This window comes from Hymenobacter sp. BT188 (genome assembly GCF_014333585.1).
GTDB lineage: Bacteria > Bacteroidota > Bacteroidia > Cytophagales > Hymenobacteraceae > Hymenobacter.
This window is the reverse complement of the sequence record NZ_JACSCW010000001.1, coordinates 498,126-516,850: the sequence shown is the minus strand read 5'-3', so window position 1 is coordinate 516,850 and position 18,725 is coordinate 498,126. Positions and strand designations below refer to the sequence as shown.

Annotated in this window: 12 protein-coding genes; 4 read left to right on the top strand and 8 right to left on the bottom strand. The window is 54.6% G+C overall.

Annotation, left to right across the window (positions count from 1 at the left end; genetic code table 11):
* Positions 1–43 precede the first annotated feature (43 nt).
* Together H8B13_RS02035 and H8B13_RS02030 are read left to right on the top strand one after the other, a co-directional pair.
* Positions 44–2,476 carry an ABC transporter permease gene (locus tag H8B13_RS02035; RefSeq protein WP_187309153.1) on the top strand — a complete coding sequence of 811 codons (2,433 nt, stop codon included), beginning with the start codon at positions 44–46 and terminating at the stop codon, positions 2,474–2,476.
* A gap of 165 nt (positions 2,477–2,641) precedes the next feature.
* Positions 2,642–3,988 (top strand): alpha-amylase family glycosyl hydrolase, encoded by a 1,347-nt coding sequence (locus tag H8B13_RS02030; protein WP_222841313.1) that lies wholly within the window; start codon positions 2,642–2,644, stop codon positions 3,986–3,988.
* A 15-nt stretch (positions 3,989–4,003) separates the two neighbouring features.
* Here the strand turns inward: H8B13_RS02030 and H8B13_RS02025 are convergent, their stop codons facing one another.
* From H8B13_RS02025 to H8B13_RS02015, 3 genes are all read right to left on the bottom strand, one after another.
* The gene (locus H8B13_RS02025) at positions 4,004–5,584 is read right to left on the bottom strand and encodes an N-acyl-D-amino-acid deacylase family protein (RefSeq protein ID WP_187309152.1); all 1,581 of its coding nucleotides are present in this window, start codon (positions 5,582–5,584) and stop codon (positions 4,004–4,006) included.
* A gap of 592 nt (positions 5,585–6,176) precedes the next feature.
* Complete coding sequence (locus H8B13_RS02020) at positions 6,177–7,547, bottom strand: S8 family serine peptidase (RefSeq protein WP_187309151.1); 1,371 nt, start codon at positions 7,545–7,547, stop codon at positions 6,177–6,179.
* A gap of 388 nt (positions 7,548–7,935) precedes the next feature.
* Positions 7,936–9,828, bottom strand: coding sequence for a DNA/RNA non-specific endonuclease (locus tag H8B13_RS02015; protein WP_187309150.1), 1,893 nt, complete (start codon positions 9,826–9,828; stop codon positions 7,936–7,938).
* Between the two features lie 779 nt (positions 9,829–10,607).
* Between H8B13_RS02015 and H8B13_RS02010 the strand changes: the two genes are divergently transcribed.
* Positions 10,608–11,057 (top strand): DUF983 domain-containing protein, encoded by a 450-nt coding sequence (locus H8B13_RS02010; protein ID WP_261990192.1) that lies wholly within the window; start codon positions 10,608–10,610, stop codon positions 11,055–11,057.
* 154 nt (positions 11,058–11,211) lie between these two features.
* Positions 11,212–12,081 (top strand): AraC family transcriptional regulator, encoded by an 870-nt coding sequence (locus H8B13_RS02005; protein WP_187309149.1) that lies wholly within the window; start codon positions 11,212–11,214, stop codon positions 12,079–12,081.
* A gap of 46 nt (positions 12,082–12,127) precedes the next feature.
* Here H8B13_RS02005 and H8B13_RS02000 read toward each other — a convergent pair whose 3' ends face one another.
* From H8B13_RS02000 to fbp, 5 genes are all read right to left on the bottom strand, one after another.
* On the bottom strand, positions 12,128–12,988 hold the full coding sequence (locus tag H8B13_RS02000) for an aminotransferase class IV (RefSeq protein WP_187309148.1): 861 nt from the start codon (positions 12,986–12,988) through the stop codon (positions 12,128–12,130).
* Positions 12,978–14,108, bottom strand: a complete 1,131-nt coding sequence (locus H8B13_RS01995) for a P1 family peptidase (RefSeq protein ID WP_187309147.1) — start codon at positions 14,106–14,108, stop codon at positions 12,978–12,980. Before H8B13_RS01995 ends, H8B13_RS02000 begins: the two co-directional genes overlap by 11 nt.
* Positions 14,109–14,331: 223 nt before the next feature.
* Entirely contained in the window at positions 14,332–15,876 is a 1,545-nt protein-coding gene (locus tag H8B13_RS01990; protein WP_187309146.1) for an aldehyde dehydrogenase family protein, read from the bottom strand.
* Positions 15,877–16,126: 250 nt separating this feature from the next.
* The gene (locus H8B13_RS01985; protein ID WP_187309145.1) at positions 16,127–17,479 is read right to left on the bottom strand and encodes a Gfo/Idh/MocA family oxidoreductase; all 1,353 of its coding nucleotides are present in this window, start codon (positions 17,477–17,479) and stop codon (positions 16,127–16,129) included.
* A gap of 41 nt (positions 17,480–17,520) precedes the next feature.
* Positions 17,521–18,573 carry a class 1 fructose-bisphosphatase gene (gene fbp, locus H8B13_RS01980; RefSeq protein ID WP_187309144.1) on the bottom strand — a complete coding sequence of 351 codons (1,053 nt, stop codon included), beginning with the start codon at positions 18,571–18,573 and terminating at the stop codon, positions 17,521–17,523.
* Positions 18,574–18,725: the final 152 nt, after the last annotated feature.

Here is an 18,725-nt window from a genome sequence, read left to right as displayed (position 1 = left end):
ATCGGGCCTTTTGGGTCCCGCTACACTTTCACCACTTCTTGCCATGCTTAAGAATTATTTAAACGTTGCCTACCGCAACCTTATCCGGCATAAGGGCTTTTCGTTTCTCAATATCGCTGGCTTGGCCCTGGGCATCACGGCTTGCCTGCTGATTGGGTTGTTCGTGTATGACGAACTGCAATATGACAAGTTCGTGCCCAACGGCGACCGGATTTATCGGGTCTATACCCAGCAGACGGGAGCCCAAGCGCCCGACAGGCATAGCTCCGTGTCGCCTATGTTTGCTACTGTCCTAAAGCAGGAATTTCCGGAGGTGGAGCAAACCATGCGCATCTTAATGACGGGCACTAGCCTCAACTTATTAGAAGTCGGCGAGAAGAAGATATACATAGAAAACGGGCTCTTTGCGGACTCCACCTTTTTTGGGGTTTTTCAGTTGCCCTTCAAATATGGTTCGGCCGCCCATGCCTTGGATGCGCCCACATCGGTGGTGTTGGCTGAGGATGTGGCTTTACGCTTTTTTGGGAATGTAAATCCGGTTGGTAAAGAGCTAAAAATTAGCAAATCGACTTTTTTGGTAACCGGCGTGCTGGAAAATAGTCTGTCCAAGTTCCATTTAAAGATTAACTATATCGTCCCGCTGGCGGCAGCGCAACTGCCCAAGAAGCGCATGGGAAACTGGGGCTGGCAGCAGTTTTATACTTACGTTAAGCTGAAGCCCGGCACCGATGCAAACCAAACGCAAGCTAAGCTACAGAGCTACCTCGTGCAGAAGGTGCAGCCCACGCTCAACGAAGAGGATCGGCTAACGTCTGTGCCCTATTTGCAGCCTTTATTCGAGGCGCACTTATATTCTTCGAGCTTCAAATACGATCCGGGGGTGAAAGGCAACATCACCTACGTGAAAGCCCTGAGCATCATCGCCGCATTCATTCTTCTGATTGCCGGCTTCAACTTTGTGAACCTGGCCACGGCCAAGTCTATGCAAAGAGCCAAGGAAGTAGGCATCCGCAAAACAATTGGAGCCAGTCAGCAGCAGCTGATGCTCCAGTTTCTGACCGAAACCGTGCTCCTCACGTTGGTGAGCGTGGTGCTGGCTACGGTGCTCACGGCGCTGCTGCTACCTCCACTGAACACCTTTACGGACAAAAGCATGACATTTGACTTGCTCCGCAGCCCCGCGCTGCTAGGCCTGCTGGCGTTACTGACCGTAGTGGTAGGGCTGGTAGCAGGCTTTTATCCGGCGCTAGTGTTGTCTAGCTTTCAGCCGGTGAAGGTGCTGAAAAGTGCAGTGGTTACGGAGGGAATCTTTGGCCGGGTGCAGTGGCTACGTCACGGGCTGATTGTGGTCCAATTCGCCTTATCGGTATTTCTGATTATCTGCGCCTTGGTGGTATTCAAGCAGGTGTCGTACCTGCACAACAAAGACTTGGGCTTTAATCGTGATCAAATCATGTTCTTTCCCATGCGCGGCGAGAACATGAACAAGCAGTACGAGACCTTCAAAAACGAGCTGCAGCAGGTGCCCGGCGTGGTGTCGACCAGCATCGGCTACGGCTTCCCCGGCGACCAGGTGGCTGGTGATGGTCTCATCGTGCCCACCAATGGCGAGATGAAAGAGCATTCGGTCACACAGCTGATGGTGGACTACGATTACATTAAAACCTTGGGGCTGCAACTGGTCACGGGGCGCGATTTTTCTAAAGAGCTGAGCGACGACAAGGATCACGCCTTCATTATCAATGAAACGGCGGTGAAAGAATTCGGCTTTGGTACGCCACAGCAGGCCATTGGCCAAACAGTGAAATGGACCGTGTGGAGCGATACAAACCCCGATTCGTTGAAAGTAGGTAAGATTATCGGGGTGGTAAAAGACTTCCACTACAAGAGCCTGTACGACAAACTGGAGCCGGCTGTGCTCCAAATATTCCCCGCTGCTTACTGGAAAGTGGCCGTGAAGATGAAGGGCGAAAACATCGGCAGCTCGATTGAAGGAGTAAAACAGGTATGGGCCAAGTTCAGCCCTGATAGTCCCATCGAGTACCGGTTTCTAGACGAAAACTTCGACAAAATGTATCAATCAGAAGACAAGCTACAGACGCTGCTGTGGGTATTTACCGGTGTGGCCATTTTTGTGGCTTGCCTGGGGCTGTACGGACTAGCTGCCTACGCAGCGGAGCGCCGCAAAAAGGAAATCGGCATCCGGAAGGTGTTGGGAGCTGATGTATCGACAATCGTGGGTCTGCTCTCCAAAGAGTTTGTGAAGCTGGTGGTTGTGGCGGCTGTCATTGCCTTCCCCGTTGCTTGGCTGGTGATGCGCAACTGGCTGCAGGACTTTGCTTACCGCATCGATATTCCCCTGTGGGCCTTTGTGGCGGCCGGGGTGGCGGCGGCCCTAATTGCTTTTCTGACCATTAGCTATCAGGCTATAAAAGCGGCGACCATCAACCCGATCAAAAACCTGCGCACCGAGTAGGCTTAAACGAATTAGACTGTAAAGGCTCTTGGTAAATGCTCTCTGGGGGGCTTTTCCAAGAGCCTTTCGTGTGTAAAAGAAGTACGAATTCCATTTGATTGGGTGAACTTGCAGCCGCTACAAGCCATGCATTAATTGGCTCAAAAAAAGCCCCCCACTGCTGCCGTGCCCGATTCTGCTGTTCATCCTCATGCTCATCTGTTCCAGGTTCGTCACCCGGAGTGGGCCGCTCAGGCGACTATCTACGAAGTAAACCTGCGTAATTATACCCCAGAGGGCACGTTTCGGGCGTTTGAGGCTCATCTGCCCCGGCTGGCAGCCATGGGTATCAGCATCGTATGGCTCATGCCGATTCATCCCATTGGCGAAGTGGAACGCAAGGGCAGCTTGGGCAGCCAATATGCCGTCCGCGACTATTTTGGCGTTAATCCAGAGTTTGGTACTCTCGACGATTTGCGCCACCTGGTGCAAACGGCTCACGAATTGGGCCTGCGCGTATTGCTCGATTGGGTAGCCAACCATACCAGCTGGGACAATCAGCTTGTAACCGAACACCCAGACTGGTACCAGCACGACGCCCAGGGCAATTTGGTGCCGCCCGTAGCCGATTGGACCGACGTAGTAGCCTTCGACTACACTCACCCAGAGCTGCGCCGCTACATGACAGATGCCCTGCTCTATTGGGTGCGCGAGGCCGACATTGATGGCTACCGCTGCGACGTGGCCGGCCTCGTACCGACTGATTTCTGGGATGAAGCCCGTGTGGAGCTGGATGCGGTGAAGCCCTTATTTATGCTGGCCGAATGGGACGAATTGTACCCATCTGGGGGGCTTTCTTGGGAGGAATTCAACGGCGACACCAAGCTGCTAGAAAAGGCCTTCAATATGAGTTTTGGCCTCCGTCTGCACTACCTACTCGACCATATTGCCGAAGGGAAGCAGCCGCTCCAAGCCATTGACGAGTATTTGGCCGCCGAGCGAGCCAAGTATCCGCCTTCGGTGTATCTGATGCACTTCACCAGCAACCACGACGTGAACAGCTGGGATGGCACCGAGTACGAGCGGCTGGGTCTGCTGGCGCTGCCCTTCGCCGTGCTCACAGTGCTGCTGCCGGGTATGCCGCTGCTCTATAGTGGTCAGGAAGCAGCCCTAAACCGACGGTTGGCCTTCTTCGATAAAGACACGATTGACTGGCAGGACTTTCCACTACAGGATTTCTACACTCGCTTGTTGCAACTCAAGCTTCGGCACCCGGCCCTGCGTAACGGCGACACCGCCAGTCACTTCCAGCGCCTCCCCAGTTCTGACGACCTCTACGGCTTTTGGCGCCACAAAGAAGAGGAAGCCGTGCTCTGCGTTATTAACCGCACCGCTACTCCCCAGTTTCTGTCGTTGCCCACTGAAGTAGCAGGCACCTGGACTGACATCTTCAACGACGCTACACTTACCCTAGCGACAGGTGAAGGAGTATTTGTACTAGGCCACGGGTGGCGCGTATTGGAGAAAGCCTAGGCCAGCGTAGTACTATTACTGCCGGCCTGGGCCATACAGAATTTGCCCCCCACGGGCTCCCGTATGGCGTCCATTGCGCAGGGTGAGGCGGCCATTGACCAGCACGTACTGCATACCTACGGAGTACTGGTGGGGTTTCTCGAAGGTAGAGCGGTCGGCTACGGCAACAGGATCAAAGACAACAATATCAGCGACGAAGCCGGGCCGAAGCAAGCCTCTGTCTGTAAAGCCAAAGGTTTGGGCGGGCAGGCTGGTCATACGGCGGATGGCTTCTTCCAGCGTCAAAACGTGCTTTTCGCGCACGTAATGACCTAGCACGCGGGCGTTAGAGCCATAACCACGCGGATGCGGTACGCCCTGCTGCCACACCCGAATGCTGGCGTCGGACGCCACCATATTTTGCGGGTAGCGCATGATGTTTTGCACGTCCGTTTCGCTCATGCCATGAAATACCATACCGGCATCATATTGCAGCACCAAGTCGAGTATGGTAGCGGCCTCAGAACGGGCCTTGTGACGGCTGCCCCGCATGCGGTTTATTTCCTCAATGCTATGGCCGTTGTAGCTGGTATCGGGCGGAAAGCTAGCGACTACGGCGTAGCTGAAGTGCTTGAGCTTGCGGCGACGCAGCCGCTCTACCATACTAGCTTCCACGGCCTTGCGCACCGCGGGGCGGGCCAGCCGAACGCGCAGGGAATCGCGGCCATCGGCCTGCACGTCGTCGGGGAGCAGAGTGCTCAGGGAAGTGGAGCTGGCGGTGTAAGGGTATTGGTCGATGGTGACTTGCTGGCCAGCCTGGCGGGCCTCCTCGATAAGCGCGAGCAGGTCGGCAGTACGTCCCCAGTTCTGTTGGCCACCCAGCTTCAGATGAGAAATTTGGACGGGCAACCCGGCCTCACGCCCGATACGCAACGCTTCCTGGATAGAGAAGGTAACGCTGTCGGATTCGTTGCGCATGTGGGTAGCGTAGAGGCCCTGACGACGGCCCGCTACCTGCGCCAAGCGAACTAGCTCAGGCGTCCGTGAGTAAGTGCCGGGAATGTAAATCAGTCCCGACGATAACCCCACCGCACCGGCCAGCATGGCGCTGTCTACCAAGGTTTCCATGCGCTGCAACTCCGCTTCAGTGGGCGTGCGCTGCGCCCGGCCCATCACAGCCTTGCGTACGGTGCCGTGGCCAACCAACGATGCGACATTCACCGACAATCTTAGGCTGTCCAGCGTTTGAAAATAGCCCCCCAGTGGCAACCGCGAGGAGCCGCAGTTGCCGGTTACTACGGTCGTTACGCCGTCGTAGATAAAGTTATCGGCGGTGGGCTGACGCACCTCGTCGTCTTCGATGTGGGTGTGCACATCTATGAAACCCGGCGCCACGGCCAGACCTTTTGCATCCAGCACGGTATCGGCCGGGTAGTTGGCTGGAAGTCGGCCTACGGCTACGATGCGGCCCGCCTGAATGGCTACGTCGCCCAGAGTCCAGGTATTGCCGGTACCGTCGTAGAGACGACCATTGCGGATAAGAATATCAGCCTTCTGGATTTGGGCCGAGGTGATTTGAGCCAATAACAGCAGGACAAACAGCAAGACGTAGCGCATAGCGGCTAAGGTAGCGGAAGTGGCACTTTTGCTCCCCGAAATTTTAGGCTGCACACTGCCTAAAGGGTATTTAGTTTATCATCCTGCAATACAGATAGCACCCTATCAACACGATGCCTCCTTCATAAAGCCCTGACTGCTAAAGTCACAGTAGCTTTATGAAGGAGGTGTTATCATTCTTACCTTCTGCGGAATGAAGGAAAACAGGACAAAACAGGTAGGTAGCCTACTGGCTTCATCAGGGGTTCTAGAATAGCTAGGGCTACCAGGTGATAGGAGCATCTGGTGGCCCAATATCTATCCCCGGCTCCGCCTCAACGGCTACGACGCCGGGCAGCTTACGTAGGCGGGCGGCCACGTCGTCGTTTGCGGTTCCGGTCACGCAGCCAATTGCGTCCAGCACCTGATCGACGTCAAATCCTGTTTCGCGTAGATGCTTTGTTACCTCAGACAGCGATTTTTCACCAGACGTGGTGACTGTCCATCGTTTTTTTGCAGCCATATATAAGCTTCCTGTTAGTAGCATAGCCACCGGCTGCGGTCAGCCGATGGCTATGCTAGTTAAGTTACGTATTTAATCTCAGCCGCTGCTTCAGGGAGCCTGTACTAAGCCGGCGCCGACCCGTGCTGTGGAGAATGGCAGGCGTCTGGCTGACGCCTGCAGCCGCCGCCACAACGTAAGGCCCCGCATGTTTGGTGATGTCTCGGCCCATAACGCCGCACAACCGGCTACGTGTGGGGTAGCCATGCTGGTACCACTCATGGTAGTATACCGGCGTGGCATAGGCGCCGAGGAGAATACGTCGCGACCAGGAGCAGCAATTTCAACTTTGCCAAAGTTGGAGAATGAAGATGGCGACAGACTCATATCGAGCGAGGCTACCGACATAATCGTGGGCGAGTTAGCGGGGAAGCCAGTCGGGCCGCTGCTATTACCTGCGGCAGCAATGATAAGACACCCATTATTCAGGGCAGCCTGACCCGCGGCCGTGTAGGCAGCCTGAACGCCTCCCGTGCCGCCTAGCGACATCGAAATTACGGGGCAGCGGTTGGCAATGGCCCAGTTCATGCCCGCCAGCACACTTCCACCAACACTTGACCCAGTATTGCTTAGCACCTTGCCTGCAAAGATGGAGGACCGGTACCCAATACCGTAGCGTGGAGTAGTGCCCGCCGGCGATTTGGGTCCGCACGCGGTACCAATACAATGCGTACCATGGCTATGCAGGTCTTGTACTGGCTGGCCCACGAAGGTCGCGCCAATAACAGGGCGCCCTACGAAGTCTGGGTGCCCTATGTTAAAGCCCGTATCGAGCACTGCCACCCGTATACCAAGGCCACTACGCAGACTGGGGGGCACTTTGCATACGTTCAGTCCCCAGGTAGCACCCAGCACCATGGTTTCCTCGTCCAGTTCATCTACCTCCGTGTAGCCCTTGCCATGTTGCAGGTGCTTTGTGATAGTATCAGTAGCTTCCAGAAACCCCCGCAGATACTCATTTACCCCGCCGCCATTCGAGCCGTTGCCATTGGTTTTGGTAGCAGACAGGTACGCTGCCTCTCTGAAAAACTGTTCGGCGAACACGAAATGCTCAGGCTCAATGATTTCAATGGGGCTATCACTCGCGATTTCCATCTGCGCGCCCATACTCCGCTCCTGCGCGGCATTTCCGCCAATCAGAGCCACCCCAATTTCCGGAAACACAACGGCGTCGGCGTCGCCAATATTTTCCAGGGTAGCCGCTTGGCCTTCAAAATCGCGGGCATCGGCTACCCGCATGCCCTGGGTACCGAGGGACTGTAGGCCCTGGTCGCCGGCGCCATCCTTGAAGGTGACTAGGTAGCGGCCCGTTTCAAAACTATCGTCGCCGCGCTCGAGGGCCGCCAGCAATAGCTCATCCACGGAGGAGGAGGCATTCGTATTTCCTGCGCTATTCGCAGAACCATTCTTATTCTTTGCCATGATTGATAAAGTAGTAACTCGTATTGCGTTGGTTTAATGATATTTATGCAGAAGTCGCAACGTCGTTCGACACAACTTCTCATGCCCGTGGCTCTCCGCGCCGTTGGCGCACTGTAAGCCCGGTTCCGATTAGCTGAGGGAGAGTTGCCTCACGCTTTAGCGCGGCAGGCAGCCTTGAGAGTGAAGCATATTAGGGGTCCATAGCATTTGGTTGTAAGTAGGTAGATTGCCAATAGGATGTGTCCGTAGTGAGGCTCTCATAGATTTTATGAATTCCGGTGGGAGAGCGAGCAGCTGCCCCCTATCTACAGGCATAGTTGTATCGTATTCAACTAGTCATCAATCGCTTATGCATGTCGTCAGATTGCCGTCGCTATCATCTTTGACGTTACCATATGATATCATTCACCGTACTTAGGGGCGGTCGATGCGTGGCCATTCCAGCAATGCGCGCTATGTGCTTGCTGAAGGCATCACCTCGTTTGAGCACCTCCGGAAACCGAAATTCGCAGCGGCCTTCCACTTCACTTAGCGTGACCTGATACACCCGAAACTTCTCTAAATCGATGGATTCGAGACCCTCAATGTTTTGAGTGAGCAAGAACGCCTGCGCCCGTAGCTTGCCGCTCACCATGTAAGCCAGCACCTTATAAAATTCGCGGGGTATCTGCACCCCGCGGTACGTGCGGTCTTCTTCATGAAAGACAGGGCCACCGAATACGCTTACACGCAGGTTCTGCACATCTACCTGAGCGAAAAGCGCATTCTCCAGCTTGCCCCAAATACCGCCCTGACCGCTTTGATTGAAGTTTTCAATCTGAGGCGTGATGTTGGTGAAATAGAACGACTCCCGATTGGCCTGCCGGGCTTCCGTTTCGCTGCCCCAGCATAAATCGGCGCGCCGAGCCAGGTGACCACGGTCGAGGCGATTACCAGCGTAGAGTTTGTCGGTTACCTGATACTTAGGGTCTACGTCCGGGTCGAGCCCAAAGTCAATGCCGTTGCCGTTGATGCGGCGAATTTGTCCCCCATCAATATTCCACCCTACCCACATGGCAAAGCGGCGCTCAGCATGCATTACCACCGAATAATGCGTGTGGCGTATCACTTCGGTGCCAGTGGCTCCTCCCACGGCATTATTGCGCCCTGCCACTGTAAGTTTTGGTTCGGATACCGTGAGGCCCAAGAACTTCGTGTTGTAGCCTTGCGCCAGCTGCAATTCTAGAGTTTGCTGAAGAAGAGGTGGCGCGCTGAAGCCGATTTCCATCTTCTCAAACACCGATTTGGCGTAGCACGCCAACGCCTGCTCGTGGAGTACGCCGGCCGTTTCGCCCGCAAAATGCAGCCCCGCCATAATGCGCGTAGTGCGGCCGTTTTCCGATTTAAACAGCCATACTGCCCCCGAGTCACCGCCTTTACTTATCTCGCCATCAGCGGGCAGGTGGGCTGGGTCGGGGCCGATTTCAAAGCATCCTATTGCCTGATTGCCTACGAGCCCGCCATAATTGATACGAGCCATGGTGTGAACGCGCGTGACGACACCTTGGGTAACACCCGTGGTGCGACCACTTTTAATCACCTTATCGCCTAGCTCCGGCTCCCCTATTTCGTCGATGCCTACGTCCAGATCAAAAATGTCAGCCTGAAAGTTGCGGCCCTCGATGGAGGCTATAGCGCAGTCGCCGGCGGCCCCCAAGTGCGAGCGTACCAACTTGCCCAGCCGGTTTTGCGCCACCCTGTTATCATCGTAGGGCCCAGGCTGCACTACTTCATCGCCAATTTGCCCCCCAGGGCCATGTAGCACATGCCAATTGCTTAGAATATATGGCGCACCGCTATGCTGGTCATATACAATACACCCAATGGTGCCGGCCGTGCCCTTAGCGTGGCTCACACTTATACCCGGCATTATAGGGTTGACGCGCTGCTTTCGGGGGCTGCTTACCGCAACAGGCACTCTACGGTAAGCGGGTTGGTAGCTACGCTCTATTACATCGGTAGGTACTTCTTTGCCGTCTATTAAAAAGCACTTGGGGATTTTTTTCGTTTTCAGGCTCTCCAGTACTACATCGTAACCTGCCTTTTGCTCCACCGTGAACTGGATTGACAACGTATCAGTCGTCTTGCCGTCCTGTTGCTTGTACCCGATACCCACGGAAGTGATGTTGGGATCTGCTAAGAAATCTGGCCCACGAGTACGCACGAATTTCTTGAGCTTATCCATAAAGTTATCCGTCACCGCTTTTTGCTGATTGGAAACCTTACTATTTGGAGTTGCCATGATACCAACGAGTAGTAAACAATGACTTAACTTGAAATCAAACCCCTTATTTTCAGCCTCTAACTGGCTGTTCGCGCACCCCTCAAATGCCCAAGGCTTGTATACAGCAATGCATAATGCAGCCTAAAAGCCTCAGCGGCGATAAGGAATTGGCACGGGAAGGTATTTGATTAGGCTACCCAACAAGTATTGGGCGAGGCCCTATAAAGGCACACTAAGATTGGGCAGTACTAATCAGGTGTTTTCTTGGTTCACCACGGAGATATTGAGCCCGTACTTACTAAATAGATGATGTACGTCATCTTCACCTGGCAATAGGATGCCAAGACCTACTACTCCAGCGCGTCGCCGAGTGTCCGTTGATAGGTGTGTGGTAGGCTAGCGGGTGTGAGCGCTTAGTCTACAAGTTGGTGGATCTGTATAACAATAATAATCCTTTTTAAAATATATAACAAATAAAATAATAGTTATTATTATACCGTTAAGCTATGATCATTTCACTAGCTAAATGATTCGCGTTTAGCTAGTGAAACAGCGCAATTTATTTTACTAGACCTTCCTTATAAACCGCATAGCTAAGCTCTTCTGTCATTGACAGTATTTAGGACTGTAAGAGGATGATCCTGATTGAGCACAAAAAGCAGTGGGCTACGGAGAGCGTATAAGGTCAGTTGAGAACCGATCGTTGATTTGTGCGGTATCTCCCCGAGTTTGTGTCTTACCTCGCTTATCTACGCAAACTATCTTTGTGGTATTAAAATATTCATAATCAACTTATTATGAAACCCATTGATTCTTCGATCTTAGCCCTGCTGGATTTGCGCTGTCCGCGTTGTCATCAGGGCAAGCTCTTCTCCTTTCCTGCTTACAACCTTACTAAGTACGCGCTGATGCCCGAGCGGTGCCCTGTGTGCGAGGTACAGTTTGAGCCTGAGCCAGGCTTCTACTGGGGGGCAATGTTTGTGAGCTACGTCTTTTCGGTAGCCTGTTTTGCCGTGGGGGGAGTAGCAACTTACTACTTGTTTAATGATCCGGCCGTGTGGGTATATGTGCTGATGGTTACCGGGTTTGTGCTGATCACGGCTCCGCTTACGTTGCGCTACTCCCGCGCCATCATGCTCTATTTGTTTGGCTTCATTAAGTATGACCTAAGGTACAATAACCGGCAGTCATTGGATTCCGGCCCGCAGCTTGATGACCGAAAAAGCCCCCTGAAAGCTGTGGCTTAAGTTACTAACGCTGTCGGCCTGTCTGGGCTGGCAGCGCTGTTTTACGCCTACTGAGTCAAAGAGAGCCATAGTCCAATGCTCTACTCAGTAGCGAATTTGCGTAGCTTGCACGGACAAGCCAGCGCCTGGATAGCAGCGCTGGCCTGCTGGCCTTATGAAAGCTCCGTCGCTGCCGGTTTTGGCTCTTGCTGCGTTTCCCTCGCATCACCAGCACCTCTACTATATTCAGCAGCTAGAGGTACACGTAGCGCAGTTTCCGCATGTGCAGGAGCCCCACGCGCACGACTTTTACCTCTTGCTCTATGTCACCCATGGGCACGGCACGCACACCATTGATCTGATTATCTACGACTTGCAACCAGGCAGCTTATTTTTCCTGATGCCGGGGCAGGTCCATTCCTGGTCCTTGTCAGCTGATACGCGTGGGTTTATCCTATTTTTTAGCGAGGCATTTTATATACAGCAGTACCCTGCTAGCAGACTGGCTGAGTATCCTTTTTTTAACCCGAGTAATGCTCCTGTCATCTATTCAGTGCCCGCCGAGAATGGCCTGCTGACTTTGCTGGGGGGCATTTATCAGGAGAATACCGCGGAGCAGCCCGTTCCAAATCGTGACATGGTTGTGAGGGCATACCTCTTCCTCTATCTGGAACTTTCGGCCCGGTGGTATCCGCACCAGTCGCCCCAACAACCCGCTTATGGACAGCAACATATACGGGAGTTTGGCCGGTTGCTTAATGAGCATTTTCGCAATGAAAAAACGGTTGGCTACTATGCCGAACGCCTGTCTCTCACCGCTAATCACCTAAATGCCATCTGCCGCCGCTTGCTCAACAAAACGGCCAGTGCCCTGATTCATGAGCGGGTTGTGGCTGAGGCGCAGCGTCAATTGAAGCACTCTGCGCAGTCTGTCGCCCAAGTAGCCGACGCGCTGGGTTTTGAAGATGCCTCCTACTTTACTCGCTATTTCAAAAAGTACGTAGGCCAAACGCCGGAAGCATTTCGGCAGCACCAAAACGCTTGAGCATGATAAATGGCGTGTGTTGGGTTGCCTCTGCCTGCTCCGTTGCCTAGTTTATGACAACCGTTTGCTGCTGTTGCACTTCCATTTGCAGCAGCGCCTGGAGTAGAGCCATTGTTACGGGCCCCGGCTTGCCAGTGCCTAGTACGACATCATCAATCTGCACCACCGGCAGCACCCGCTTAGTGGTGCTGGTTAGGAAAGCTTCTTTGGCCTGATATATATCGTCGAGGGTTACTGTGCCCACTGCTACTGAATAGGGTTGCTCAGGCAGCGCCAGTATGTTGCGGCGCGTGATACCCGCCAGCACATTGGTTGCGGGGGTAACTACCGTGTTGTCATGCTTTACCAGAAAGAAATTGGCGCGCGGAAACTCAGTTACCACGCCTTGATGGTGATACAGTACATCGTCGGCACCCTGAGCCTTAATCTGCTTGATGAGCCGGATACCCATGGAGTAATTGATGGTTTTAGCCGGCGGGATTTCGCGCAGGTAGTCGTGCGTTATTACTTTGATGCCTCTTTCTACCTGCTCGGGCGTAGGCAGCATCATCGGCTGCTGCGTGATGAGGAGGTTGGGCTCGACGGGATTGTAGCCGTCGGCTGAGTAGCCGCCGGTCAGGATCATCTTAATGCCAGACAGGGGCAGGTCGTTGCGCCGTATCAGGGCTTGAATCACCTCAATCAGCGCCGGGCGCGCTAACGGTACAGTCAACTCCATGAGCTGCGCCGATTGGTAGAAGCGGTCGAGGTAATAATCGAGGAATAACGGCTGCGCCGCATGCACCTTGAAGAAATCGAACACGCCGTAGCCGCGCTGTATGGCCAGGTCGCTGACATGCAGAAATGCCTGCTCAAGAGGCGTGATCTGGCCGTGGATATAAGCGTACAGAGGCTGGTTAGCGGGCATGATGTTGCTTTAAAATCTTTAGAACTTTATCCAGCGGCAAAGCCTCAATGCGCTGTTGCTGCTTGCCCTGCATGGTTTCGGCCTTGAAAAGCGAGTTGATAATGGCTTCCTCTGTGGCTTCGATAACTGCCAGAAACAGCGGCGACATGGCTTCGTTGTTGAGTGTGGTAGTCGTTTGGGTAGCAGCCGTCGACGCATACGGCACGCGCAAGCCCGGATGAGTGGAGAAAGCGATGATATAGTCGCCGCTACCGTTGGTAGCAATACCACCCGTTTTGCCCAGGCCCAAAAAGGCACGTTTGGCCAAGCGCTCCAGGTTGCGGGCATCAACAGGTGCATCGGTGGCTACCACAATCATGCAGGACCCATCGGCGCGGTCTTTCAGCTGCTTACTCAGGTAAAACTGCTCTAGTTCCTGCCCTACCGGCGCCCCATTGATCTGGAGTACGCCGCCAAAATTCGTTTGCACCAGCACGCCCACAGTATAGCCCCCCAGCTTGGCAGGCAACAGGCGCGAGGCGGTACCGATGCCGCCCTTAAAGCCAAAGCACACCGTGCCTGTACCGGCACCCACATTACCCTCAGCTACCGGGCCAGCCCGCGCTTGCTCAATGGCGGCCAGCACGTGTTGCTCCGTGACATGACGGCCACGTATGTCGTTGAGGCCACCGTCGTTAGTCTCCCCTACTAAGGCATTTACCGACTGTACTGCTTCGTTGCCAGGCTGCCGCAGCACATACTCTACCACCGCTTTCATAGCCGTGCCCACACTGAGCGTATTGGTCAGGACGATGGGCGTTTCAAGGTTGCCAAGCTCTTCTACTTGCGTGCTGCCCGCCAGCTTACCAAAGCCGTTACCAACGTATACCGCCGCCGGTATTTTCTGCTGAAATACGTTGCCAGCGTGCGGCACAATGGCTGTTACCCCCGTGCGCACTTCTTGGCCTTGCACTAGGGTAGTATGCCCTACGCGCACGCCTTGTACATCGGTAATGGCGTTGAGCGCACCGGTGGGCAGCACCCCAATGCGGATGCCATATTCTCTGGCGCGTTTACGTTCCTGACTTCGAGCCTGTATGGCCAAGCCTACAAGTAACAGCACGAGTAAGGATAGTTTCATGCGGTGGGGCAAGGAGAGTAGGTAAAGGTATCAGGCTGAGAGTTATGTACCAGCGAAAAGCTTAAACGAGCAGTGGCGCATTATTTCTTCAGTAGGTGCACTGGAAGCAAATGCTATGTAAAGCAATCTACTTTCAAGACCTGCGCCCTATATAAGTAAAAGGCTCGAAAAAGCCCCCCAGGGTCCTTTTTCGAGCCTTCATAAAGTTGAAAGAAACTAGCGTTTAAATTTTTTCTGGCAGCAGCGTAGCTTCTTCGTAGTTACCCAACACCAGCTGACCAGGGCTACCTTCCGTCACGGCTTCGACCAGCAATTTGCCCCCCACGAAGGCCCCCTTCCAGGATTCGCCCAGGCCACCGAAGACTTCCTCCCGGTCGCCGCGGGAGCGCAGCTTATTGAGACCTACTTTGAAAGCGCGCACTTCCTTGGCGGTGCGGCGGGCCAGCTTTTCATCGTCGGAGGCGATGGCAGCTACTAAGGCTCCGTTACTGATATTCATCTCGCCCACCAGCTCCTCTACCCTATCTACCAGCACAATAGAATCGATAGGGCCGAAAGGCTCTTTGAAGTACAGCTCACTTTGGCGAGGCAGATTAACGAGGGCACGGGGCGCGACGTAGGCCGAACGATCCTGGCCAGGGAGGAAGAGGCTGTCGTCCAGCTTGCCTTCGTAGATGGGCGTGGCGCCCGTCTGGAGGGCGTTTTTATACAACCGATCCAGATCCTGGGCCTGCTGGGCGTGAATGACGGGACCGAAAGCCAAGTCGGGCAGCTTATCGTCGGCGTTATCGACGAGCGTAGGGTTGCCCACTTTCAGACTGCGGATGGCGCTCTGGTAGGTTTCCAGAAACTGCGGAAACAGGCGACGCTCCACCACAAAGCGCACATAGGCGGTGCAGCGCTGCTTGCCGTAGTCGTAGCCTTTTTTGAGTTGGTCGGCCATGCTGTTCCAGTCGCTGTAATCCCAGATGCCATAGGTGTTCACGCCTTCCATTTCCAGCATATAGCGCTTATTGTGGGCACTTAGCGCATCGGCAATGTTGCGGCCGTTGTAGCGGCCACCCACGAAGCTGAGGCAGTCGATGGCATCGTGCTTCACCAGCACGTCGCTCAATTCGCCCCCCGGACCGCTCACCAACGTAACGGGCAGACCGCATCGGCGGGCAATGGCGAAGGTGAGACTAAGGGAGATAAAACCGCCGTCGGTGGGCGTCTTGGCAATCACGGAGTTGCCGCAAAGCACCTGCACTAGCACCGCGTGCAGCAGCACCGACATGGGGTAATTCCAGGAGGCAATATTGCTCACTAGCCCCAGGGGCTTGCGCTGGCCCAGCATGTCCTCAATATTATCAACGTACCACTGCACGCCCTCAATAGCCCGGTCGATGTCGGTGAAGCCCAGCTTGTAGGTTTTGCCGATTTCCCAGATGAGTAGCTTACCCACTAAGTCTACTTGGTCGCGAAGCTGGTTGAGGCAGTCCTGCACCCGACTTTTGCGCTCGTCGAGGTCGGTAGCGGCCCAGGCAGCGGCTTCTTGCTTGGCGAAGATGACAGCCCGCAGGCCAGTGTCGTGGTCGAGCATGGGCAATCCACCCAGATCGGTGCCGTCTACGGGCGACGTGAATTTGCGGGGCTTACCGGGCTCCTGCCAGCGGCCTTCCATCAGGTTCAGAAACTGCCCGTCGGGCGTCAGAATTTCGGGCGTAACACTTTTAACCTGGCTCAGCAAGTGGCTGAACTCGACTTGGGGGGCAATTATTTTAGACATAGTGCGGAAAAGAGCCGGTTGTGAAGTTTAGGGTAACCTGGCTCTCGAAGGAAAAGTGTAATGGTGAATTGTTTAAAACGATAAGGAAGGTACTCAGCGCAACAGGCTGTATTCCTATCCAGACAGGCGGTCATGCAGAACGAAGTGCAGCATCTCGCGTGCTGACACCCGATTAGATTACTACTCTAATGGCGTGAGCGAGATGCTGCACTTCGTTCTGCATGACCGCCTCGCCTAAGTTAGTAAAGCTTTAAGCCTTGACGGCCACGGGTTTCAGGTTAGTAAGATCGGCGATGCGGACGGGTTGGCCGCTGGCAATGCTTTTGCGGGCTGCTACACCCACCAGGATTGCCATGGCACCATCGCGGCTGCCAGCGGCCTGGCGGTAAGTGTCGGGGGCTTCCGGGTGGCGGAAAATCTGGGCTCGCAGCAGCTTGTCGCCGCCGCCGTGGCCCTCAGCTTGAGGTATTTTAAAGTACTCCACTTTGCCGAAGTTCCGGGAAAGCATAATCTCATCGTAAGGCTCCATTTCCATGGCTCCCGACTCTTTTATCCAAGCATCAATGCGGCCTTTGGTGCCGTTGAAGGCAATGCGGTACCCTTCGTAGGGCGAGTAAGCCGTGAGCGAGTAGCTGACCTGTGCCCCGTTGGCGTAGCCGATGGTGGCGGCCATCTTATCATAAATATTTACGTCCTCTTTGTACACGCAGCCGTCGCGGTGGTAGCCGTCGTACTGCTCGTTGGCGGCGTAGAGGGCCATCAGGCGGGCGTCTTTGGTCATGTCCCAGTAATAGGGGCACTTGTCTTTGTGCGGACAAGGGCGGCAGTTGGTGAAGCGGAACGGGCCGTTTTTTCCGTAGTTTTCCAAAGCGCCTTTGGCGTACACCGTTTCGGGCTCCGACTCCAGCCACCAGTTCAGCAGGTCGAAATGGTGACTGGCTTTGTGCACCCACAGCGAGCCGCTTTTTTCGGTGAGGCGGTGCCAGCGACGGAAGTAGTCGGCGCCGTGGCGGTTGTCGAGGTACCAGTGAAAATCGACGGACGTGACCTCCCCTATTTCGCCCTGCCGGATGAGGTCGTACATCTTCTGGCGGTGGGGCGAGTAGCGGTAGTTGAACGTGACCGTGACCTTCTTACCCGTGCGCTTTTCCGCGTCCAGAATGGCTTGGCACTTGGTTTCGTCGGTGGTCATGGGCTTCTCCGACACGATGTTGGCGCCCATTTCCATGCCCTTAATAATGAACTCGTCGTGGGTATTATCCACAGTGGTCACAATGAGGATTTCGGGCTTGGTTTTGCGCATCATCTGCTCGAAATCCGTGAAGGTGGAGCACTTTACGCCCATCATCTTTTTCGAGGTTTCGAGACGGCCTTTGTTGCTGTCGCATAGGCCCACGAACTCAATCACGTCGCCGTGCTCAGCCAGCAATTCCTTGCCCCACATGCCGGTGCCGCGGTGGCCCGTGCCCACCATCGCCACGCGGCGCTTAGCTTTTGGTGCGCCCAACACAGTGAGCGGCAGCGGCGTGAGCAAACCTGCCGTTGCCAGCATCGACTTTTGCAGAAAATCTCGGCGGGAGGCATCGCTCGTATTCGCATTCATAGGAAGAGAGTCTAGAAGTAAAAAGGAGAGAAAGTCAAGACTTAAACACTATGCAGATCCGATGTCGTCTCGTAAGCGGAAGCCGTGACGGGCTCCATGTTGCCCGCTATCAGTTCAGCTACTAACTCGGGCGAGCCGATAAACAGTGGGGAGCGTTGGTGGTAATCGGTGGGTTCGAGGTCGAGAACAGGTTGCTTGCCACAAGAGGCTAGGCCGCCGGCTTGCTCGATGATGAAGGCCAGCGGGTAGCCTTCGTATAGCAGGCGCAGCTTGCCCTGGGGGGCTTTTTTATTGGGTGGATACAAATAAATGCCCCCCGTAAACAGATTGCGGTGATAGTCGGCAACGAGAGAACCCACGTAGCGCCCGCTCATAGTGCGACGCTTGCAGCTCATCAGGAATTTTTGCACGTACTCGGGGTACTCAAACCAGTAGCCTTCGTTGCAAGAGAATACGGGGCCGGTGGCGGGAATACGGATGTTGGGATGAGAGAGAAAAAACTCGCCCAAGGATGACTCATACGTGAAGCCCGCCACGCCGTGCCCGGTGGTGTACACAAGCATGGTGCTGGAGCCGTATAGAATGTAGCCAGCCGCCACCTGCTTGCGCCCACCCTGCAAAAAGTCGGCGGGTGTAGCTTCCGTACCTATCGGCGACACACGCCGATAAATGCTGAACAGCGTGCCGATGCTAATATTCACGTCGATATTCGACGAGCCATCCAGCGGGTCGATGGCTACCACGTAGCGGCCTTCGCAGTTGCCCGTATGAATAATATCCTCGTTCTCTTCCGACAGTACCGCGCAGGCTTCCTTACCATTGGTGAGGGCGCGGATAAAGCGAATATTGGCCTCTACATCCAGTTTCTGCTGCTGCTCCCCCTGCACGTTTTGCGCCCCAGCCGCCCCAATAATACTGGTCAGTCCTGCTCGGTTCACCTCACGGTTCACGATTTTGCCGGCTAAGGCAATATCGCGCAGCAGCTGCGACAATTCACCGGTTGCATATGCAAACTCGGACTGATTGCGCATAATATACCGGTCCAGCGTGGTACCAACGGGTTGGGCTAAGTTGTTTTCGTGGGCGGGATTCATAGGAAGAGGATAGTTAGAGAGCGAGGAATTAGTGGCTGAATATCAAACGATTGCATAATAAAAGCAGCGATTTCTACTCGAATAGTAAGCCACTTCGTCGTGCAGGAGTAATGGAAAGGCGCATCATTTTGCGTCTTTTAATGCGGGACGTT